Raw genomic sequence first — 20999 nt, 5'->3', positions numbered from 1 at the left:
CACACGCATGCGCTCCTTCTCTTCAAGTCTCCTTCTGTGTGCGGTCGTGACGGCCTTTGCCGCACCTGTGGCCCACGCAGACATTCCATGGAAAACTGCCCGGGTGAGTTTGCAGGCGGTGCAGCAACGCACCGTGGCGGATCTTCTCCAGGAGCTGGCCTCCAAACAAGGCCTGCAGGCCATCATCAGTCCGCAGGTGAAGGCGGTGGTCAGCGGAGACTTCCAGTCTGTCGCCACCAGTTCCATGCTGGACACTCTGTGTGAGGTGGGCAACTGCACCTGGTTCTACGACGGGGGCAAGATCTATGTGGATGCTGCTGACGAAGTGCTCACACGCACCTTGGTGGTCAACGCCCTGACTCGGAAGAGCCTCGAAGACGCGCTGCAGTCCGTGGGATTTGCCAGTGGACCTGCTGGGCGGGAGAGCCTGATCAAGGGGGCTGACCGTCCGGGATTGCTGCTGCTGGCCGGTGGTCCCCGTTACATCCAGGCGACCGAGATCGTCGCCCGGGAGCTGGATGCGCAGATGTCCATCAAGGTGGAGCAGTCTGGCTCCGAGTACACGGTGCGTACCTATCGTCTGAAGTATGCCACGGCCCAAGACTCCACAGTGGGTTCAGGCTCCGGCTCTTCCGTCCGCATTCCTGGGGTGGCCACGACGTTGCAGAATCTTATGAACCCCAAGGGATCGGGGACGTCGTCGAACGGGCCTGTCTACACCGAGCGTCTGCGGTCCCGGGACGGACTGCGTGGCGCGGGTTTGTCCTCTATCGGGCAGCCCCCGGCAGGCAGCGGGAGCAACGGTGCTCCGCGGGGCGCACAGGGGCCTGGCAACGCCCCCCAACCCGGGGACCCCATCGAGCCCATCATTGTGGTGGACGGTCGCTTGAACGCCATTGTGGTGCGTGACCTTGGCTCTCGCATGCCTCTCTATGATGAGCTAATCCAGATGCTCGATGTGCCCACCAACGCCATCGAAATCACGGCGGCCATTGTGGATGTGGACACCACCAACGGGAAAGACTTTGGCATGGAATTCCTTGGGAACTACACGGCCAAGGATGGCAACAAGTACCGTTTCGGATTTGAAGCGGATCGCAGCCAGTTCGACGGCGGAGAAGCTCCTCCTGAGACCACGCCATCGTTTGTGGACGGCACCAATCTCGTTCGTGGTGGCGGCCTGAATGTTGCAGCTCTCATTGGTGGTGAAGGGTTTGATTTGCTGACTCGTCTGCGTGCGCTTGAGACAAAAGGGGGCGCAGACATCGTTTCCAGCCCATCGGTTCTGACCATGGAGAACGTCGAGGCCGTGGTGCGCACGGAGGAGACTTTCTATGTGCGGGTAGCCGGTGATCAAGAGGTGGATCTCTTCGACGTGACGGCCGGAGTGCAGTTCCGCGTGACTCCCAACTTGGTGGTGGAAGATGGCAAACGTTCCTTCCGCCTGCATCTGGACATCACGGATGGCAACTTCGAAGACACTTCCGTAGATGATATCCCCGGCACGCGGGAGAGTGCCATCACCACCCAGGCAGTTGTCCCGGAGAGCAAGACCCTGCTGGTGGGAGGTTATTTCATTGAGCGCAAGACCAAGAACACCCGGCAGGTGCCTTTCCTCGGCGACATCCCGTTGGTGGGCTATGCCTTCAAGCGCAAGGAGGTCTTGAACGAGCGCAAGCAGCGCTTCTTCTTCATCACTCCCAAGGTGGTGGACGTGCAACAGCACTCAACTCCTGCGGTGCGTGATGACGTTCACCCCGCCTCCATCCGGGCTCGTGAGGTGGCCAATGAAGCCTGGAAGGCGAGCAACCCCAATCCTACGATGCTGGATCCCATCCTGTTGCCCGCTCCCGGCGTGCCTGCGGGCGTGACCTCGGCTCCTGTGGTGGAGCCTGCCGTAGCTCCCCGTGGGGCGGCGGTCCGCCAATCTTCCGAATATGACGCGCCCCCTGTGCTTCCCCGCATCAAGATCAATCCCAAATGAGTGATACCCGTTCCCAGTGGCTGCTGAAGGTGATCGCGGGCCCCCATCAGGGCGCGGAGATCGACCTTGCACCCGGCAAGAGCCTCATCGGCAGCGATGAAGGCTGCGATGTGGTGCTGCATGATGTCCTGATCGCCCCCCAGCACGTGGCCATCGACGCCGGTCCGAAGGCGTTGTTTGTCGAGCCGCTGGGCGGTCGCGTGTATCTGGCGGGCAAGCGTGTCAAAGATACCCGCCAGAAGGTCGAGCCCTTTGTCTTCATCACGCTGGGTGGCACACACCTGGTGATTGGCCCGGTGGATGGCAAGTGGCCTCTGCTCTCGGCAGGGGATGCGCCAGAACTGGAAAAAGAGGCTCCCGAACCGCCACCTGGCGAGGAAGGCAAACCAGCGGACAATGCTGCCGCTGCGGCCGGTGCGACGGCAGGGAATGGGGGAGGCAGCGCTGCGGCAGCTGCCACAGATGGTGAGAGCCCGCCACCGCCGAAGCGGGCGGTGGCTATCTTTGGGGTGGCCTTTGGCCTGCTCCTGCTGACCGCGTGGCTGATCCTGTTCAATATCTGGAAGGGGAACAATCCGCTTCCCGGTGGGGATGGAGACAATGACTTAAAGTCCCGGGCCGAAGCGGTACTCAAGGTGCATGGTGCCTCTGAAGATGTGCGCGTGGAATCCGACGGCGGACGACTCTATGCCCGTGGGTATGTGCCCAAATCGGACCAGTTGAGAGACATTGAGGTGGATCTCCGCACCAAAGCCTCCGGCGTAGTGCCCCGGATCTGGAGTCTCGAATCACTCGGGGAAAGTGCCCGGTCGATCCTCCGCCAGCAACGTCTGCCTTTGGACGTCATTGCAAATGCCGAAGGCCGGCTGGTGGTGAGTGGCAGTGTCACGGATCGCGATTTGTGGAACCGGGTGAAGCAGCAACTCACGGACGAGATTCCTGGGGTCACTGGCGTGGAGGCACAAGTGACCGTGCCTTCCATCATGAAGCCCACCGAAAGGACGGTCATTGTGACGCTTCCTGCCCACGCTGCCGCGCAAAAACCGAGTGGGACGGAGACCACAGGAGCACCGGCTAAGGGAGCTGGGAACGGAGTAGCGGCCGCCGCAACGATCACCCCTGCGGCAGGGCTGGCGGCCGCTTCGGCAGAGCACCGTGCCAGTCAATCGCAGCGGGAACCGGCGATGACCTCGGGTCGTGGCAGCATGGGCATCACTTCCGCCCCCCAAGAAGAGAAGGAGAAGGGTGTGGGGGCGACCGGATCAGGGTCCGTGAATGCTGCCGCCTCGGCTACAGGGCTTTTCCAAGCCCCCCCTCCCGTGCCTCGCGCATTGTTCCCAACCATCGACAAGCCTGACGCCACGGTGGAATCCATTCAGAATCGTCCGGGTGGCTTGGGATCCATGCGCCTCAGCAGTGGGGGCATTTACTTTGCTGGAGCCAGACTGCCCTTTGGCGGAGTGATCAAGCAGGTCAGTGAGGGGCGCATCGTCATCCAGGAAGGCGAGAGCGAGCGGGTGGTGGGCATTGGTGACATGGTCATTCTGGGGGCTCCTTCAGGGGCAGCTTCGAAAGAGGCCGTCGTGGACATCGCCACGGTATCGGACGCCCTTCGGGACAGTGGCGTGACGGCAGAGGCGGTATCAGTCCGACGCGCCTTGCCTGCCGAGGCTCCGGTCCTTCCAGCCATCGCCCCTCAGGAGCCCGTGAAAGAGGCCGCTCCCTCAGCGATCGAGCCTCCGCTGCCGGTGATTGGCAGCCCGCCGACTGGAGAGCCCGCTCCTGGGCCAGTACAGACAAAAGCCGTCTCTTCACCCCCGCCGGCAGATTTTCAGAAACCCGTGTCCTCAGAAAGGCAGAAGGCTATTCAGGAGGCATTGGAGGCCGCAGTGGCCAGCGAGTCGGCCAAGCCTCACTCCAACAAATCACCCGTCGCCTCGTCCGGGCAGAAGCAATCCAAACCATGACCGAAATCGACACCCCAGATCTTGCGGATGCCCTGGCCAATGACACGGACGGGACTTTCCGCGCCCAGCTTACCGAGTATCTCGGCACCTGGCGGGACAAGGTGAACCAGGCCCGCAGTGCGGGGCTCGCCCCTGGGGATTTTGAGGCCGCCAATCGGCTCGCCCACAGCATTGATCAGGCTGAAAAACTGATCCGATTTTTTGCCACGCTCAAGGTGCTCGCCACCGGCGGGGGCAAATAAGACGACCGAGTCATTCAAAACTCCACACCGGAAACCCACAAACAAACAAGCAATAAAGAAAGGCAAACAAACACCATGCCCATTGACTTCAATCCCCCGTTGTTCGGCAGCAACTCAGATGTTTGGAACACCGTGACCACGATGGCCAACACGCTGAACCAAGAGACCACGCAGGTGATGACCGACGCCTCGCAAACGGACTTCTCCGACCCCGGCGCTGTGGTGCTGCTGCAGATGCGCGTGAACCAGGTGACGAACGCAGCCACGGCTGTTTCCAACCTTGTGAAAGCGATTCAGGAGCCCGCGAAGAACGCTGTCAGCAACCTTCGTTAGGTTCTGGCCCATCAACGTTAGAACCACGTCTGCCAGTGCATGATCCCCATCGATTCTGAGCTCGTCCGTCTTTTGATGCGTATAGGCTACCTGGCCGCATGGAATGGTCTCTACAAAGAGGCCGTCGCCGTCTTTGACGGTGTCCAAGCTGTGCGACCCGAGAGCGAGATTCCCATCATTGGAGGGGCGGTTGTCGCCATCCTCTCGGGCAACCCCGAGGTGGCCATCAAATCGCTGAAGGAAGGTGCATTGACCCTGAATCCCGGCTCTGACCTCGCCCGCGCCCATCTGGGCTGCGCGTTGAGACTTCAGGGCCGGGAGGAGGAGGGGCAGGCTATCTTGCAGGAGGTCGCCAGCACTTCCTCGCAACCTGACGCCCGGGCGATGGCGGCCAACTTGTTGACCCTGTCCTCCGATCATCTGGCACCCAAACGCAACTTTCTATGAGCGTACCTCTTGTCGCCCTTCCCGTCCAAGCGCAGACTGCCGTCGCAGCCACTGCGGCCGTGCCTGCTCCGCTGGGGGTGTCCTCTCCCCAAGATTTGGAGCAACTGCGGGCCATGATTGCCAGCACGTCGGCACCAGTCGTCGCTCCTGCCCAGGCTCCCGCTGCCCCCACCGCAGCAGGTGCGGTGGAACCGACGAAATTCAACACCTTGGGAGACTCCATTCTCGATGGCATTTCCCATTTCAATACCGGCTATCATGACTCGATGAGCGCCATCAACTCCCGTTTGGAGCACATCTCCAGCAATGGTCCGCTCAAGCTCGGGACCGATTTCGGTGAGATCATGGCTCTTCAAATTGAAGTCGCCCGATGGAGCATGTCGGTGATGGGCGTGGACAACGCCTCCAAAGCCGGCACCAACACCATCAAGGAACTCAGCCGCGGTGGTTGAGCCAGCCAGGTGTACCTGACGGATGAGGTCGCGGCATCCACGCGTCCTCGTCCGCGGCACCTGTCATCTGTTTGATTTTTGCATTTCCTCTTTCGCCCTATTTCATGGCTCCCCTCTCTCGAATCACTCTTTGTCTTTGCGGCCTGCTGCTGGTGAGCTGTGCCAAGCAGGTGCCCCTCTTCAGCGATCTGCGTGAGGAAGAAGCCAACGAGGTCATGGCCGCCCTGATGGAACGTGAGGTCGCCTGCACCAAGACTCCCGGCAAGGAAGACAAATGGGCCCTCCAGGTGAAGTCCGAGGACTTTCCCTTTGCCATGCAGACGCTGCAGGCGATGGGCCTGCCACGGCAGAGCTTCCAGCGCATGGGGGAAATTTTCCAGAAGTCCGGGCTGGTCAGCTCCCCGACGGAGGAACGTGTCCGTTTTATCTATGCTCTGAGCCAGGAGCTTTCGGAGACTTTCATGAAGATCGACGGCGTGGTCGCGGCTCGTGTCCACATCGCCCTGCCAGACACGGATCCGTTGGCAGAGGAGACCAATCCCGCTTCGGCGGCGGTCTTCATCAAGTGCCGTCCCGGCTACAATCTGGCGAACAATACCCAGGACTTGAAAAATCTGGTGACTCGCAGTGTGGAAGGACTGAAGCCGGAAAACGTGGAGCTCGTGATCACTTCCGCAGAGGCCATGGAACCGGTGCGTCGCAAGGAAAAGCCGGAGGCGACCAAGGCCGCTGGTCTGCTGGCAACCCTGCCACCGTGGGGTGTGCCCGTGGCGGCAGCGGCGGGCGGATTCCTTCTCGCCACGGCTGTCTTCCTCATGTTCCGCAAGGGCAACCCCAAGTCTGCATCATGAATCTGCCGCAATGGTATGCAGAACTTGCCCTCCGTCAGCCGGACCTCTTCCGGTTGATTGGTGACTTTCAAGGGAAGCCCCAGCACTGGGCGCACCCTGACCGGCTTGCTGCGTTGCCACATGCTGATGTTCTGGCTTTCCTGGCAAACTCGGCGGTGGGGCAGAAGCATGCCTCCCGCTGGGCGACGACTCAACTGGGGCTGGATCACGTGCCGGGCTGGTGGGATTTCTCCCCTCCGCGTCGTCGGCTGGTTTTGATGAGCTGGATGACGTTGGAGAAACTGGCCTGCTATTGCGGGGCCGCCATCCACGCGACCAAGATCGCGGCGACGATTGCCCGGGTGCAGACTATGGAGCTGAAGGCCGCCATTGGCGCGGCGGCTCACGCCTTCGCCTTGCGGCGTGGCCGGATGATGACGGCACCGGCGCTGCCCCAACTGACCGCCGGGATTCAGGGCAGCCTCGGCCAGCAGGTGCTGGCCACTGGCTGGGCTACCGTCTTGGGCATGCTTTCAGACGAGCCCTCGGAGCTGCTGCGGCGGTTCTGGGTAAAACTGCCGCCATCACTGCAGCAGCAGGGCACCCCCAAGCTGGCCACAGAGGAGTGCGACCAGATCTGGACGTTCGTCCGCAAGATTGGCAATGAAGTTTTTACCAAGGAGGAGATGGCATGCTTTGCCTGAATGCAACGGGAGTGGCCATTGAGCCCAGCGCGAAAGTGGTCAAGGCGGAAGACTATGCCGTGGTCGCGGGTGCGAAGGCGATTGTGGACGCGGCAGTGAGCGAATCCATCCGGCTGCGAAAGGCCGGTCAGATGGACGCGGACCAGAAGCGTGCCGAGGCGCAGACCGAGTACGAACGCCGCCGTGAGGAGGGGTTCAAGGAAGGTCAGGAGGAGGGCAAGGCGGAGATTGCCGGGCAGATCATGGAATGCATGACCCAGAGCGCTGCTTACTTTTCCAAGGTGGAAGGTGTGATGATCGATCTGGTGATGCGGGCCTTGCGTCGTGTGCTGGGCACCTTTGAGCAGAAGGAGATCGTCGAGCAGGCCGTGCGTCATGCGCTGGAAACCACCCGGAACGAGGGGCATGTGACCGTTCGCGTGGCCCCGGCCCAGGCCGAGTGGCTCCAGTCCCGCGTGCAGTCCATGCTGGAGTCCTGCCCCAAGGTCCAGTTCCTGGAAGTGCTGCCTGACGAGCGCCTGGCCGAAGACGGCTGTGTGCTGGAGACGGAGATCGGCGTCGTGGACGCGAGCATCCAGACCCAGCTGCGGGCCATTGAGAAGGCGCTGATCAACTCCCTGAAGTAATTTCTATTATCCCAATCCCCAGCCAAGCCAGACCCGACATGACGATGCGACCCACCATGGACTTTGAAGCCCTCAACCGGCGCCTGATGCGCGGGGTGGAGACGGCGCGTCCCCTGGTGCCGCGTGGCCGGGTGGTGCAGGTGGTGGGCACCATCATCCAGGCGTACGCCCCCGGTGTGAAAATCGGGGAACTCTGCCATCTGCGGAATCCCTGGCAGGAGGATGGTCTGATGGCCGAGGTGGTGGGGTTTGCCAAGAACCTCGTGCTGCTGACACCGCTGGGCGAACTGGAGGGCATTTCCTCCTCCACAGAGGTGACCCCTACCGGAGAGGTGCACCGCGTGCCTGTGGGGCCGGCGATGCTGGGCCGGGTGCTCGATGGCCTGGGCAACCCCTCTGACGGGAAAGGCCCGATTGAGATCGAGGAATACTATGCTGTGACGGCGGATCCGCCGAACGCCATGACCCGCCAGCTCATCTCTACGCCCATCCATCTGGGCGTGCGGGCACTGGATGGTCTGCTTACCTGCGGCGAAGGGCAGCGTATGGGCATCTTCGCGGCGGCAGGTGGTGGCAAGAGCACCCTGTTGAGCCAGATCATCCGCAATACGGAAGCAGACATCGTGGTGCTTTCCCTGATCGGTGAACGTGGCCGTGAGGTGCGCGAGTTCCTGGAGCGTGACCTGGGTGAAGATGGCGTGAAGCGTGCGGTGACGGTCATTGCGACCTCCGACCGTCCGGCCATGGAGCGCCTCAAGTGCGCATATGTGGCCACGGCCATCGCCGAGTACTTTCGTGACAAAGGCCGGAAGGTGTTGCTGCTCATGGATTCCGTGACGCGCTTTGCCCGTGCCTTGCGCGAGATCGGTCTGGCCGCAGGTGAGCCGCCCACCCGTCGTGGTTTCCCGCCTTCCGTTTTCGCCACTCTGCCGAAGATGATGGAGCGCGCCGGCTGCTCCGCGAATGGCTCCATCACCGCCCTGTACACCGTGCTGGTGGAGGGGGACGACATGACGGAACCAGTGGCGGATGAAACCCGCTCCATTCTGGACGGTCACATCATCCTTTCCCGCAAGCTTGGCTCCGCGAACCATTATCCTGCGATCGACGTCCTCGCGAGCGTGAGCCGCTTGATGACGGCGATCGCGACCCCCGATCACCAACGGGCGGCGGGCAAGCTCCGCAACCTGTTGGCCAAGTATCAAGAAGTGGAGCTTCTGGTGCGCATCGGTGAGTACAAGAAGGGCAGTGATGCCTCTTCCGACGAGGCCATTGCCAAGGTCGATGCGATCAATAATTTCTTGAAACAGGGACTGCGTGAGCAGAGCACCTTCGAACAAACCCTTCAGGCGATGATGCAACTGGCCCGCTAGCGCGGGCATTCCATCCTCTTTCACCGTAACCCCATGGCCCGCTACCTCCTGCAGGATCTCATCTTTGTCCGCGAACATCGCGAGGACAAGGCGAGCAAGGCTGTGACTGCGGCCCGGCGGGTCGTGGTGGAGGCGGAGCAGCTGGTGGAAAAGCGCCAGCAGGAGCTGGAGGACTACAAGGTGTGGCGCGTGGTTGAGGAACGGCGGTTGATGGATTCCATCATGCTGAAGCCGGTGAAGCTGGGCGACATCACCGACCTGCGTCTTGAGATCGCTGGCATGCGCGAGAAGGAGCTGGACTATATGGATTTGCTCCGCAAGGCCGAGGCCGATCTCGATCGTGCGAGAGAACTTCTGGAAGAAGCCCGCAAGGCCCACATCAAAGCCACCCAGGAACTGGAAAAACTGGTGGAACACCGCCAGCTCTGGCGGCGCGAGCAGGCGCTGGAAGAGGAGCGTCTTGCTGACCTGGAAATGGAAGATTTCACATCCCCCAAATCAGCTCTCTTCAATTTAACCGGGAGTCAAAACCATGAATACAATTAACTCCGCGTCCAATTCCAACCCGGTGACGGAAAGTCCGACGGGTGAGGTGGTGACTGAGACGAGTGATCCGTCTGCCCTGGAAATCTTGAAGGCGCTTCTGGAAAAGCCTTCTGGTTCCGGCAGTGGCACCGACGATGGATTTGGCGACGACGACCAGAAAGGGCCTGACTGGTCCATGCTGGAAGGCATGGCCACCCCGGGCGTGCCTCAGCCTGCAACGGTGGTGAGCACTGATGACAAAGGCGGGCAGGCATCCGTTGCCGACACGGGTGGGCGTTCGCAGTTTTCTGCTGCCGTTCTTCCTGGAACCGTTCCTGAAGGCGGGAAGGTGGGAGAGCTCGCCGCACAAGCATTGAAGTCTCTGGCGACGACCGGGGGCTCCTCGCTTCCTGGCGTGGGTACGGAGGTTCAACCGGAAACGGTCGCTGCCGAGGTCAAACCTGACACGCTCGGGTCGGCCATTCTGGACAGCTTCTTCTCACAATCCAGCGTGGTGTCTGCTCCGGCCCCAGCCGCCGCGGCGGAGGGAGCCAGCCCGATGGCTGAACGGGTGGCCCAGATTGAAAACCTCATGCACACCATGGCGGATCGCGTGCTGGTGACGGACCCGCTCTCGGGCCAGAACCAAGAGGTACGGATCAAGTTCCAGGAGGGCGTCCTGCCCGGCACCGAGGCTCGCGTCTGGAGAGAAGACGGCCGGGTGATGGTGGAGTTTGTTTCCACGAGGGCGGATTCGGTGCGCTGGTTGGAAGGCAGCATCGCCATGCTCTCGCAGCGGCTGGATGAGCGGCTGCACCAAACTGCGCCGTCAGTGGTCACGGTGAACTCTTCAGGCGACGCCCCCTCCGACGGCCGCTCCCGCGAGCGCAATACTCCGTGGGATCAGGCCCGCCAGCAGCAGCAACAGCAGGAGGAGGCAACCGCCTGACCTGAGGCAGCAGGTGTTTTTCACTCCCCGCCTGCTTCCGCCCGCCTTCCTCAACACTCTCTTGATTGATGTCCGCCCGAATGCCTTTGGAAATAACCGGCACTGAAGTTGACCTTCAGCCCCTGGCCCTGGAAAAAGTCCGCCCCTTGTTCGCGCGGACCGTTCAGGCCATTGCCGGGAGCAACCGGCCTGTGGCCTTTGCCTGGAACGGGCAACCGGCCACGCTGAAGTTTTCTGCTGTCAGGAGTCTGAACCCCGCCAGCCGGGTCGCCCGGGTGACGGTGGACGGGCATGAGTTCCAGGTGCAACTGGAGCGCTTGCCGGATGTGTCGGCGCTCTCCGCCGCCCTGGCCGGACTGGATCTGGAAGTGCTGCCCGCGGAGCTGGCCTGCGGCGTGCTCGCGGCAGCCTTCGAGACGGGGCTGACTCAGCTCAAGGGCAAAGGGGTGGACGTGGGGCTGGCAGAGCTGCTGCCCGCGGGCTCTCCTGTCAAAGCGGAGGCGGAATCCCTGACCTTCGCGGTGGAAAAGGACGGCGACCCCGGTTGGATTCGCGGCACCTTGAAAGGGGATGACGCCGCTCTGGAGCACCTGGCCCAGATCATGGCCCGGGTGCCGGCTCAGCCGGTGCGGAGCCTGAATGCGCTGCCCCTGCTGCTGTCTTTCGTTGCCGGGCGCGTCACGCTTTCGCAACAGGAGTTCCGCGAACTGCGCCAGGCGGATGCCGTGCTGGCGGACCTGCAGGCCTGGCGCGTGCAAGGTGCCTGTGAGGTGCTGATCGCTGGCCGCCGCCACGCCGCTGCCATCTGGCAGGACAAAACGCTGACCATTCAACAATTCATCATGAGCGAACCCGCCCCAACTCCCGCCGCCACCGAGCCCCTGGCCTTGGTGGACCAGCTTGAAGTCGAACTCACCTTCCTGGTGGGGACGCACGCCGCCACGCTCGAGCAACTGCGCAGCCTGGCTCCGGGTGCTTGCATCGAACTCCCCACACCTGCCAACCAGGCGGTGACGATCTGCGCCAACGGGCGCGCCATTGGCAAGGGTGAGCTGCTGGACATCGGCAACCGCATCGGAGTGCGCATCACGGAACTGGCCAAAGCATGAACAACCTGCAGCTGCCAGATCCGCTGACGCTGATCGTGCTGGCCTCTGTGCTGGCGCTGATCCCCTTCCTGGCGGTGATGGTCACCTCCTACGTGAAGCTGGTGGTCGTGCTCAGCCTGGTGCGCAACGCCCTGGGTGTGCAGCAGATCCCGCCCAACATGGTGCTCAACGGCATCGCGGTGATCCTCACGATCTACATCATGGCCCCTATTGGCCAGCAAACCTTTGCCAACCTGGAAAAGGAGGATCTGAAGAATTTAAGTGTGGAGAGCATCAAGGGCATCATGGACCGGAGCAGCACGCCCATCCGGAAGTTCCTGGCCTACCACACGGCAGACCGGGAGAAGGCGTTCTTCCTCGATACCGCCCGCCGGCTCTGGGGCGACAAGGCCCAGGTGAAGATCGACAAGGATGACTTCTTTGTCCTCATCCCCGCCTTCACCGTCAGTGAGCTGACGGCAGCCTTCCAGATCGGGTTCCTGCTCTACCTGCCTTTCATTGCCATTGACCTTATCGTCTCCAACATTTTGCTGGCCATGGGGATGATGATGGTGTCACCCATGACCATCTCCCTTCCGTTCAAGCTGCTGCTCTTCGTCCTGGTGGACGGTTGGGCCCGGTTGATCCACGGACTGGTCATCACCTACGCCATGCCCGGCGGGTGAGAGGCGCACACCCCTGCTTGTCATGAATCAAGCCTACATTATCGACATCACCAACAAGGCGCTGATTCTGGTGCTGATCCTTTCCCTCCCTCCCATCGTGGTCGCCACGGTGGTGGGGGTGGTCGTGAGCCTTTTCCAGGCCCTCACCCAGGTGCAGGAGCAGACGTTGTCCTTTGCGGTGAAGCTCATTGTCGTGACGGTGGTCATCATTGCCACGGCCTCCTGGACGGGCGCAGAGGTGATCAACTTCACCACGCACATTTTTGACACCTTTCCGACTCTCCGAAGGTGACCTTCGACCTCATAGCGCACCGGGACATCATGTTGACGGTCGCCTTCACCCTGCCCCGGATGATGGCGGCGCTTTCGGTGTCGCCGTTTTTTGCCCAGCAGTTCATCACCGGGATCGCCCGGCAGGTCGTCATCATCAGCCTGACGACGCTGGCCATCCCCATGGTGCACGTGTCCGGTATCCCGCAGGATCCTGACATGCTGTTCTTGATCGGAGTGCTGACCAAGGAGGTGGCCATCGGCATGCTGCTGGGGTTTGTGACGGGGATGGCCTTCTGGATTGCCGAAGGAACGGGCTTCTTCATCGACAACCAGCGAGGCAGCTCCATGGCGGAGATGTTTGACCCCATGTCAGGTGAGAGCACCTCGCCCTTTGGTCTGTTGTTTGCCCGCATCATCGGTGTCTTCTTCTTTGTGGGAGGGGGATTCATGGCCTTCCTCACCATCATGTACGACAGTTATGTGCACTGGCCGGTGTTCTCCTGGTTCCCCAAGATGGAGCCGGCCTTCCCCATCGTGTTCCTGCATGTGCTGGATAAGATGATGGGAATGATCGTCACCTTTGCGGCGCCTCTGGTCATCGCCATGTTCATTGCGGAGTTCGGCATGGGGTTGATGAACCGGTTCAGCCCCCAGTTGAATGTGTTCTTCCTGGCCATGCCGGTGAAGAGCGGTATTGCTGCCGTGTTGATCATCTTCTACCTCGTGTTTCTGGTGGGCTTCCTGCGTAATGAGTTCCCGACGCCGGGCCAGATTCGGGTGTTCTATAACAAGATCTTTGAGTGAGCGAGAAGAACGAGCCACCAACCCCGAAGAAGCTTCGCGACGCCCGCAAAAAGGGTCAGGTCGCGAAGAGTCAGGATGTGGGCACCGCGGCCCTGACCATTGCGAGCTTTGTCACGATCGGGATCATGTGGCCTTCCATGGTGGAGCAGGCGAAGGAGCTCATCCTGCTACCAGTCCAGTATTACCACAAGCCCTTCGCGCAGGGCTCCATGGAGTTGATGCTGGCGATTGGGCGGAAGATTCTCCTCATGTCCATGCCCATCCTCATGGTGGTGATGGTGGTGGGCCTGGCGGCGGGTTTTGGCCAAATTGGGTTCATGCTCACGTTTGAGCCTCTCAAGCCTGAGTTGAAGAAGCTCAACCCGATGGACAAAGCCAAGCAGATCTTTTCGATGAAGAGCCTGGTGGAGCTGCTCAAATCCACCATCAAGGTGGGGGTGATCGGGATCATCATCTACTACGTCACGAAGGCGAGCCTGGACCCGTTGACGCGGCTGCCCTATGGCGGGGAGGAGTCGGTGCTCACGGCGTTGCAGCCGATGATCAAGGCGCTAACGATGAATGTGGTCATGGCGTATATCATCATCGCGGCGGCCGACTTCTTTTTCCAAAAATATCAGCACATCAAGCAGCTGAAGATGTCGAAGGATGAGGTCAAGCGCGAGTACAAGGAGAGCGAAGGCAATCCTGAAATCAAAGGCAAGCGCAAACAACTCGCCCAGGAGGCGGCTCAAAGCGACACCATGGGACGCACCCGCAAAGCTTCAGTGGTGGTGACAAACCCCACGCACCTAGCCATCGCCATCTACTACGACGAGAACGATGACAAGATGCCGCGCGTGCTGGCGAAGGGTGAAGACCACATCGCGAGACGCATGGTGGAAGTGGCGCGCGAGGAGGGCATCCCCGTGATGCAGCACATCCCGCTGGCGAGGGCACTGTACGAGAATGTGGACATCGACCGCTTCGTGCCCAGTGACCTCATTGAGCCCATGGCGGAGGTGCTGCGCTGGCTGCAGGAGTGGAAACAGAACAACTGAGTTACAGCAAGCCGGTCGCGCAACGCAATTGTCACATCGCGGCGTGTAAGCGTGGAGGAGAGCCGGGCATAGTTTGGTGGAACCACCAGCTGTTGCCATGGACCAAACCTCTACGATCTCCAGACAGTCCTCTGTACAATCACTGCCGCATTTGGCACCCCCTGACCAGTCCAGCGGAGGATTGCAGCAGGTGGATCCACCCAAGCCCAAGGGGCAGGTGCCGCCCACGGACATGCAGCGGACGGCTCCCTCGTCCTTCAAGACGCAGGGATTGAAGGTGTCTGACAAGGTGCGAGGTCGCGTCCAGCAGACTGTGGACGCCCGCGCCGCCAAGCAGGCCAAGTTTGACAGCCCTCCTCCCAGTGGGCCGGAGCGCGACAAGGTGCTGAAGGAGAAGAGCAAGGACACACAGTCGCGTTTTCAGAAGTTCCTCAAGGAGTTCAAGTCCGTCTTCAAGAACACCGGCAAGGCCATCAAAGCCGGTGGGGACGGGGCGAAGTACATCGGTGGCAGTGGACATGACGTGTCCAAGATCACTGGCGGGATCGGCGCGGGAGCCCAGATCGTGGAGACCGTCTCCGACATCTATCTGGCGAAGGTGAAGATCGACAAGGCCAAGAGCGATTTGGAAATCGTGAAGGAGTTCTCGCCTGAGAAGATGAAGCAGGAGGAGGCGAACCTGCGGAGCACCCGCAGTGATCTGCTGAAGGCCAAGAGCAAGATCGAAGGGCATGTGGACAAGGCCAAGAGCCTGGTCAAGTCCGCCACGAAGGAGCTCAAGAGCCTCGACCGCGGTCTTCAACTCAAGGATGCGGAGATCGGCATCATCAAAGGCAAGCTCAAGGGCATCCATGAAAATATCCAGTTGATGCGTGCCCGCGGCTACGGGGAGGACTTCCTGGTGGAGCAGGGGGTCGAGCTGCAAGGCATGCTCGATGATCTTCAAGGACAGCGCGATGACCTGGCGGCCAAAAGGGAGGCGTGCAGCAAGAAGTTGGATACCCGGCAGACCAAGCTGGATGGGTTGCAGGAAAAACTCACCGAATGCAATGAAGTGCTGAAGTCAGTGGATGACGCGCTCGCCAAGAACACCACCACCGGACGCATGAAGGGCCGGGTGGCGGAGAAGGATCTCAACAGCTTCAACGACAACGTGGGCCTGGAGCGGGCCAAGATGGTGAAGTCCCTCTGGGATGGCCAAAAGGCGGTGCTCGACATCGGGACCATCAGCTCTGCCGGCACGCAGGTGGTGAGTGAAGGGTTCAAGCTCGCCGGCGGCGTCACAGGCGTGGTGGTGGGGCCGCTCACCGTGGCGGTGAACAGCTACGAGTTCTACAATGATGTGACGGACAACCGGGCGTTTCTGGCTCTGAAGAAAAAGTCCACCGATGCGCTCAGCCGCACGGATGTGATCAAACAGGATGATGTGGAACTGCTGGCGATCGCCGAGCGCCTGCGTCTGAAGCAGAAGAAGCAGTCCGTGGACAAGGGACTGAGCGCCACGAAGAACTTCTTTGGCGCGCTGGGCGGTGTCGGTACGGCCACGGCGGGAGCAGTGGCCATTGCCGTGACGGCGGGGGCTGTTTCTGCGACCGCAGCGGGCGTGGTGATCGCCACACCCATTGGCTGGGCGCTGGCAGGCGGTGCGGCGCTGGCGGCCATCGGATACGGCATCTACAAGCTGGCGCGACACATCAACAGCAAGGGCATCAAGGAGGCACTCCAAACCACGCTGAAGAACCTGGATGGCCAGGACGGCACCAAGAAGATCTCCGACCTGGGGCTGGAAGGCAAGGATGCCAAGGCCATGACGCGGGTCACGGACAAGATGGTGAAGGCGCTCAAGGCGCAGGGCATCACGGCCAAGGCTTCCGACTTCACGGTCGCGGACGTGCAGGCCTACGCCTCCAGCAAGCTCCTCGCGCGCGACAGCGGTGTGGCCACGGCCTCGCTCTACCATCGGTTCAAGGAAGAACTGACGGACCACTTCGCGCAGAAGGGCATCACCGACCCCACCGAGCAGGACATGGAAGACTATATCAATGCGAAGAAAGACGAGCGTCCTGTGAGCACGGCGGTGGGGCTTATGAGCACCCTGGGGCTGAGCCTCAACAAGGCCGAGGCGCTGGACATGTTCCGCGACAGCAGTTCCTCGGACTCCATCAAGTTCCTCACCAAGAAGCTGAAGCTCGCCTGATGGCGGACCTGGACGGCACGGCACTCACGCAACGAATCCACAAATCACGAATCCATCAACCTGACCCCATACCATGACTGAGCAAACGCAATCCCCGCTGGCCATCCTGGCTGGCCCGCTGGAAGACCTGGAATACTACGTGGACCTGAAGCCGGTCCAGGAGGACGGGCTCTATGAACGGCTCTATCTCACCCTGGATGTGGATGAAGAGCGTCCAGAGCTGGAGTACGGACTTGAGATCTACTTCATCAATGACGTGATGGAGGCATTCGGCAGTGACACGGATGCGGAGGAGGCGGTGGTCACGCAGTTCATGCTGGTCCTGCCCTTTAGCTTCCTGGCGGAAACGCTGCTGGAGGCCATGCGCCTGTGCAACTATGTGAACCGGTTGCTTCCGATGGGGGCCTTTGGTGTGAGCGAGGAAGATGGGGCGGTGTTTCTCCGGTACTGCCTGGCGTCTGAATCTCGTGCGGTGCCGGAGAGCGTCGTGATCGAGGTGGTGCAGGCGCTGGAGTTTGCCTGCCGGGAGTACGGCCCGCACTTTGAGAAGATCTCGCTGGGACAGTCTGCGGTGAAGGAGTTCCTCGGCACGTTCGAGGAGAGCGGCCACCAGATCCCGAGTGTGGGGAGTCCGGAGTTGTTCCGCGCAGGTTGAGCCCGGCTGAGGCGAGTCATGAGGGAGGTCCGGCTGCCGGGCCTCCCTTTCTATTTGTCTGAATGGTCAGATGCGCATGCCGAACGAGAGCATGCTTTCAGGCTCGACGTGCGTGACCGCGACCTGCGACGGGCCGCGGACGGTGTCCAGATCACTCCGGACGTTGAGTGCGGTATCGAGGAAATTTTCCATCACCGTGGAGAAGGTGGCGGGATCCAGGGAGTCGACTGGTTGGTTGAAGCAGAGGACGACCTGGTTCTCCCGCGCATCCACCGCCAGGGTGGCACCATTGGTCTGGGCGCAGAGGAGGTTGCGCTCCAGCAATTCCGTCAGGAAGGCTTCGCGCTCTCCGGCGGGCAGCTCGCAGAGAGGGCTGTAGAAGTGGAGCGTGGCTCCGTCAGAAGACAGCTCCAGCACCATGTCCAGCAGTTCCTGGTATTCGAAGGCGCAAACGCCCGAGTCATCCAGCCTTGCTCCCATCAAGCCTCGTGAGGCGCCAAACTCCGACAGAAGGTCATTCACCCGATCCCGTGCCTTGGTGTTCATGGTCCGGGATTGTACTGGATCAACCGGCGGGTGCATGTCACGATTCCGCCACACCGGCTTGTGAAATCAGAACGGGCGATGTCTGCCTGAAGTGTAACTCACGCCAGCCGGTGGTCAGAGAGTCAATGAGGCAGAGGATGCAAAGGTTGATGCGCCTTGCTGCCCGTGACTTTCCCCAACAACCATTTCCATGAATGTAAACAAGAACATCAACGTCTCCACCTCACAAGGGATGGGAGCCACCAGTTCCACGGGGGACGTGGGCCAGCTGGATGGAATGACCCTGACCCAGGGGCCCACGGCACCCAAGAAGAGCTTCAAGTCCCAGGTGAAGGAGTTCTTCCGTGAGATCGGCCAGTTCTTCAAATCACTGACCCAGCGCAAGGCCACGGTGGGTGATCCCAAGACGGCCAAAAGCGGCAAGAAGGATGACGGAGCGCCCTTGCTGGGAACTGGGCTCAAGGAGACGGACTTCAGCAAGGCCAAGGCCTTCAAGCCCGTGTCTTCGGGCAATGGGGGGGCCTGCTTTGTGAAGCTGGAGGATTCTACAGTGGTGATCAAAGGGGGCTCCCAGACCGGGGCCTGCCGTGAAGTGTATGGCGCGCAACTGGCCCGTGAACTGGGGCTGCCCGCTCCGGAGACCCGCCTGCTGAGCTCCCATGAGAGGGCGCAAATCGCCCAGGGCATGCGTGAGCAGGGTGTGAGCATGCCTGACCGCAATGGCGGGGATGACGCTCCCATCATCGTGATGGAACACGTGAACGGCAAGACGGTGGATGAGGCTGGCAAGGCAGGAAAAACCAGCAGTCAGGATCTGGCCAAATCGTTCGGCAAATGGCTGGCTTTTGCGGCCTTCATCAAGGAGCCGGACACCTTCCATGGACTCGTGTCGGGACGTGAATACAGCTCCGGCGGCGGGATCAACTCGTCCAACTTCATGATTGATCCCAAGCGCCCTGAACTGGGGATCGTGGGGATTGACCAGAATGTGGGTGGATCGGACGAAAGCGGGGCGCTGGACGACATCTTGTCTGGCGACGAGTCCTTCTTTGCCCGGGCGGCGCAACACGTCACCCGTGCGGCAGGGGACGATGCGGATCCAGAATCTATTGTCGATCTGGTAAAAGAGGGGGCCAAAGAGACGCTGGATGCGATTTCCAGAATGAGTCCTGATCGCATTGAGGAGATGGGCCATGAGCTCGGGATCGACGCCCAGACGATCCTGGCGCTCAAGGCGCGTCAGTCCCAGGTGGCGCGGGAAGGCCATTGATTTCCTGAGGATTGCAAAAATTTCGTCAAACCGTGTAACCGTATGTGGGATGGTGGACAGAGTAGGGGCAGGAAAGGAGCCGCGATTCAGGCCAGTCAGATGGCCCCGGAGGCGCGTATCCAGACCCGGACCAGTTCTTCCGCCTCTCTTCTTCAACCCAGCGTCATGAGCGTCACCAAGGTTACTCCTCCGAAAACGGTTGATACCGTGGCTCGGACGGCGGCTCCTGAGGGGCGGCTGGAAGGGATGAGCGTGACCATGGCCCCCGCGCCCCCGCCTAAAAAGACGGTGAAGGCGCAAATTGCCTCCAAATTTCAGGGGGTGCGGCGTCTTTTCAGCGGCTTGGGCAAGCGGGCGGAGTCGGCGGAGTTGTCCTCCGTCGGGCCGGGACGGCATCCCATGCCTCTGCCCCGCATGCCGGACGGCACGGTGAATGTGGAGGCAATCTTTGACCAGACAACTCTGGTGAAGCGCCTCAAGCGCATCGCGGACGAGTTTGGCAAGGCCGAGGGGCAGGCGGTGAGATTTCTGGAGATGACCCAGCAGCTGCCTGAGGTGGACTCGGCCGTGGCGGCGCAGGTCTTTGTAGACGCAGTGCGGTCCGAATTCACGACCGGGCACGTGGAGCACTGGCTGCACACCGGCAGTGATGTGCCCGACCTCGATGCTCGTCTGAGTGCCATCAAGGAAAAGGCACAACGGCCGAATGCGGACTCACGTGAACTGAAGGAGGAGATCAATGCGCTGGTGGATCCGCTCAAGGCGGTGCAGATCCAGCTCGTGACCTCCATCCTGCTGCCTGCCCTACAGGCAGAGTGCCGCTAAGGGGCCTGTCGGGCGGATTAAGGAGCGGTTACGTCCTTGAGTTTCACGCCCTCGAACCGGTTGTTCTCCAGCGTCTGTCCCGGACTGCCTAGGACGATCCCGTTCTTCCCGGCTTGATCGATCTGGTTGTCCGCGATCACATTGGCTCCGGTGTCTTTGCCAATCTGGATGGCGTTGCCTGCCGTGTTGGCGAAGAGGTTGTCGAGAATGCGATTGCGCTCGTTGAGGCCGGGCTGACGGCACCAGCGCCAAAGATTCAGGCCCGTGCCGCAGGAGCGGATGTCGTTGCCTGAGACCTGGCAGTCCGTGGCGTCATTGAGCTCGATGCCCGTCAGGCTACGGGCAATGTGATTGTGCCGGGCGATGCAGCCGACGGCGAAGTGGTCAAAATCGATCGCTTCGTCGTTGGTGTCCATGATCGTACTGCGTTCCACGATGCTGCCTCCGACCGCATAGAAGGCCACTCCGCGGCCGAAGCAGTTCTGAATGATGCAGCGGGAGACGGTGACGCCTTTGACGTGGGAGGTTGGGCCTTTCTCGTAGTCGTACGCCCCGCTGGCAAAGATGCCGCAGAGCTGGGCGTGGCCTCGCACGGCGGGATCGGTGGCGGTGCGACCACCATCGATCGTGAGGTTTTCAATGAGGACCTGTTCACTGGCTCCGCGAATCTCAATCAGATTGGGGGCATCGGCATGTCGGAGCTGGGTGCCTGCGGGAACGGGATGCTTGAGCGGTGCAGCGAGTTCCAATCGGTCGGCGCTGACGCTCTTGATGATCGCCAGATGGTGGGGCTTGGGCTTCTTCGTGAAGCTGTCGAGATCGCCCGGTGCCTCGATATGAAGTTGCATGCCAGGGCGGAAATTTTGAGACTTCTTGACGGGCAGTTCGCTGACCCCGGCGGGCGTGTCAGAGGCTGCCTCCGCATAGGCGATGGGGGCGAGTTTCAGGATGGTGCGCTCCCGGTCGAGGCCGCTGAGTTTGATCTTTTTGGCATCTTTGAGCACGAGGCCTTTTTCAATGACATAGGTGCCAGGTGGAATGACCACGCTGCCCCCGCCGGCCTTGATGGCCTCATTGATGAACTGCTGAATGGCCGCTTCTGACTGTGCCGGAAGGACTGGCGCGGAAACGAGCAGGAGTGCCAGCAGGACAAGGGAGCGAGAGAGGAAAGACATGAGGCTGA

23 protein-coding genes are annotated in these 20999 nt (G+C 61.1%); 21 read left to right on the top strand and 2 right to left on the bottom strand.

Annotated elements, in window-relative coordinates; translation table 11 throughout:
* Positions 1-7 precede the first annotated feature (7 nt).
* From sctC to BV106_RS03550, 19 genes are all read left to right on the top strand, one after another.
* Positions 8-1984 (top strand): type III secretion system outer membrane ring subunit SctC, encoded by a 1977-nt coding sequence (gene sctC / locus BV106_RS03640; RefSeq protein WP_265595303.1) that lies wholly within the window; start codon positions 8-10, stop codon positions 1982-1984.
* A complete protein-coding gene (locus BV106_RS03635; RefSeq protein WP_038160618.1) occupies positions 1981-3951 on the top strand; it encodes an FHA domain-containing protein in 1971 nt (656 codons plus the stop codon). Before sctC ends, BV106_RS03635 begins: the two co-directional genes overlap by 4 nt.
* Positions 3948-4193: a hypothetical protein gene (locus BV106_RS03630; protein WP_038160616.1), complete on the top strand. Its 246-nt coding sequence runs from the start codon at positions 3948-3950 to the stop codon at positions 4191-4193. Before BV106_RS03635 ends, BV106_RS03630 begins: the two co-directional genes overlap by 4 nt.
* A 75-nt stretch (positions 4194-4268) precedes the next feature.
* Complete coding sequence (locus BV106_RS03625) at positions 4269-4526, top strand: hypothetical protein (RefSeq protein WP_265592523.1); 258 nt, start codon at positions 4269-4271, stop codon at positions 4524-4526.
* 39 nt (positions 4527-4565) lie between these two features.
* Positions 4566-4973, top strand: a complete 408-nt coding sequence (locus BV106_RS03620; protein WP_038160610.1) for a hypothetical protein — start codon at positions 4566-4568, stop codon at positions 4971-4973.
* Complete coding sequence (locus BV106_RS03615) at positions 4970-5425, top strand: hypothetical protein (RefSeq protein WP_038160607.1); 456 nt, start codon at positions 4970-4972, stop codon at positions 5423-5425. Before BV106_RS03620 ends, BV106_RS03615 begins: the two co-directional genes overlap by 4 nt.
* Positions 5426-5529: 104 nt before the next feature.
* Complete coding sequence (gene sctJ, locus BV106_RS03610; protein ID WP_051944965.1) at positions 5530-6276, top strand: type III secretion inner membrane ring lipoprotein SctJ; 747 nt, start codon at positions 5530-5532, stop codon at positions 6274-6276.
* The gene (locus tag BV106_RS03605; RefSeq protein WP_038160604.1) at positions 6273-6959 is read left to right on the top strand and encodes a SctK family type III secretion system sorting platform protein; all 687 of its coding nucleotides are present in this window, start codon (positions 6273-6275) and stop codon (positions 6957-6959) included. The genes sctJ and BV106_RS03605 overlap by 4 nt, the downstream gene beginning before the upstream one ends.
* Positions 6947-7585, top strand: a complete 639-nt coding sequence (locus BV106_RS03600; RefSeq protein ID WP_038160601.1) for an HrpE/YscL family type III secretion apparatus protein — start codon at positions 6947-6949, stop codon at positions 7583-7585. The genes BV106_RS03605 and BV106_RS03600 overlap by 13 nt, the downstream gene beginning before the upstream one ends.
* 38 nt (positions 7586-7623) lie before the next feature.
* Entirely contained in the window at positions 7624-8958 is a 1335-nt protein-coding gene (gene sctN, locus BV106_RS03595) for a type III secretion system ATPase SctN (protein ID WP_304945252.1), read from the top strand.
* Positions 8959-8991: 33 nt separating this feature from the next.
* A complete protein-coding gene (locus BV106_RS03590; RefSeq protein WP_051944963.1) occupies positions 8992-9504 on the top strand; it encodes a type III secretion protein in 513 nt (170 codons plus the stop codon).
* Positions 9491-10432 (top strand): hypothetical protein, encoded by a 942-nt coding sequence (locus BV106_RS03585; RefSeq protein ID WP_265595302.1) that lies wholly within the window; start codon positions 9491-9493, stop codon positions 10430-10432. The genes BV106_RS03590 and BV106_RS03585 overlap by 14 nt, the downstream gene beginning before the upstream one ends.
* A gap of 68 nt (positions 10433-10500) precedes the next feature.
* On the top strand, positions 10501-11541 hold the full coding sequence (sctQ, locus tag BV106_RS03580) for a type III secretion system cytoplasmic ring protein SctQ (protein ID WP_081891494.1): 1041 nt from the start codon (positions 10501-10503) through the stop codon (positions 11539-11541).
* Positions 11538-12206, top strand: a complete 669-nt coding sequence (gene sctR, locus BV106_RS03575) for a type III secretion system export apparatus subunit SctR (protein ID WP_038160593.1) — start codon at positions 11538-11540, stop codon at positions 12204-12206. The genes sctQ and sctR overlap by 4 nt, the downstream gene beginning before the upstream one ends.
* 22 nt (positions 12207-12228) lie before the next feature.
* Positions 12229-12498, top strand: a complete 270-nt coding sequence (gene sctS, locus BV106_RS03570) for a type III secretion system export apparatus subunit SctS (RefSeq protein ID WP_009965797.1) — start codon at positions 12229-12231, stop codon at positions 12496-12498.
* On the top strand, positions 12495-13283 hold the full coding sequence (sctT, locus tag BV106_RS03565) for a type III secretion system export apparatus subunit SctT (protein WP_051944960.1): 789 nt from the start codon (positions 12495-12497) through the stop codon (positions 13281-13283). The genes sctS and sctT overlap by 4 nt, the downstream gene beginning before the upstream one ends.
* The gene (sctU, locus tag BV106_RS03560) at positions 13280-14323 is read left to right on the top strand and encodes a type III secretion system export apparatus subunit SctU (RefSeq protein ID WP_038160591.1); all 1044 of its coding nucleotides are present in this window, start codon (positions 13280-13282) and stop codon (positions 14321-14323) included. Before sctT ends, sctU begins: the two co-directional genes overlap by 4 nt.
* Positions 14324-14420: 97 nt before the next feature.
* Positions 14421-16520: a hypothetical protein gene (locus BV106_RS03555; RefSeq protein WP_265595301.1), complete on the top strand. Its 2100-nt coding sequence runs from the start codon at positions 14421-14423 to the stop codon at positions 16518-16520.
* A 73-nt stretch (positions 16521-16593) separates the two neighbouring features.
* A complete protein-coding gene (locus tag BV106_RS03550) occupies positions 16594-17175 on the top strand; it encodes a YbjN domain-containing protein (protein WP_038160587.1) in 582 nt (193 codons plus the stop codon).
* A gap of 66 nt (positions 17176-17241) precedes the next feature.
* Here BV106_RS03550 and BV106_RS03545 read toward each other — a convergent pair whose 3' ends face one another.
* Positions 17242-17721, bottom strand: coding sequence for a CesT family type III secretion system chaperone (locus BV106_RS03545; RefSeq protein WP_265595300.1), 480 nt, complete (start codon positions 17719-17721; stop codon positions 17242-17244).
* A gap of 190 nt (positions 17722-17911) precedes the next feature.
* On the opposite strand from BV106_RS03545, the gene BV106_RS03540 reads away from it, so the two are divergent.
* Entirely contained in the window at positions 17912-18991 is a 1080-nt protein-coding gene (locus BV106_RS03540) for a hypothetical protein (RefSeq protein ID WP_038160582.1), read from the top strand.
* A 165-nt stretch (positions 18992-19156) separates the two neighbouring features.
* Complete coding sequence (locus tag BV106_RS03535; RefSeq protein ID WP_265595299.1) at positions 19157-19816, top strand: hypothetical protein; 660 nt, start codon at positions 19157-19159, stop codon at positions 19814-19816.
* 17 nt (positions 19817-19833) lie between these two features.
* On the opposite strand, the gene BV106_RS03530 is transcribed toward BV106_RS03535, so the two are convergent.
* Positions 19834-20991 (bottom strand): right-handed parallel beta-helix repeat-containing protein, encoded by a 1158-nt coding sequence (locus tag BV106_RS03530; RefSeq protein ID WP_038160578.1) that lies wholly within the window; start codon positions 20989-20991, stop codon positions 19834-19836.
* Positions 20992-20999 lie beyond the last annotated feature (8 nt).

This window comes from Verrucomicrobium sp. BvORR106, from assembly GCF_000739655.1.
Taxonomy (GTDB): domain Bacteria; phylum Verrucomicrobiota; class Verrucomicrobiia; order Verrucomicrobiales; family Verrucomicrobiaceae; genus Verrucomicrobium.
The sequence above is the reverse complement of the archived record's forward strand: the minus strand, read 5'-3'. Positions and strand labels throughout refer to the sequence as shown.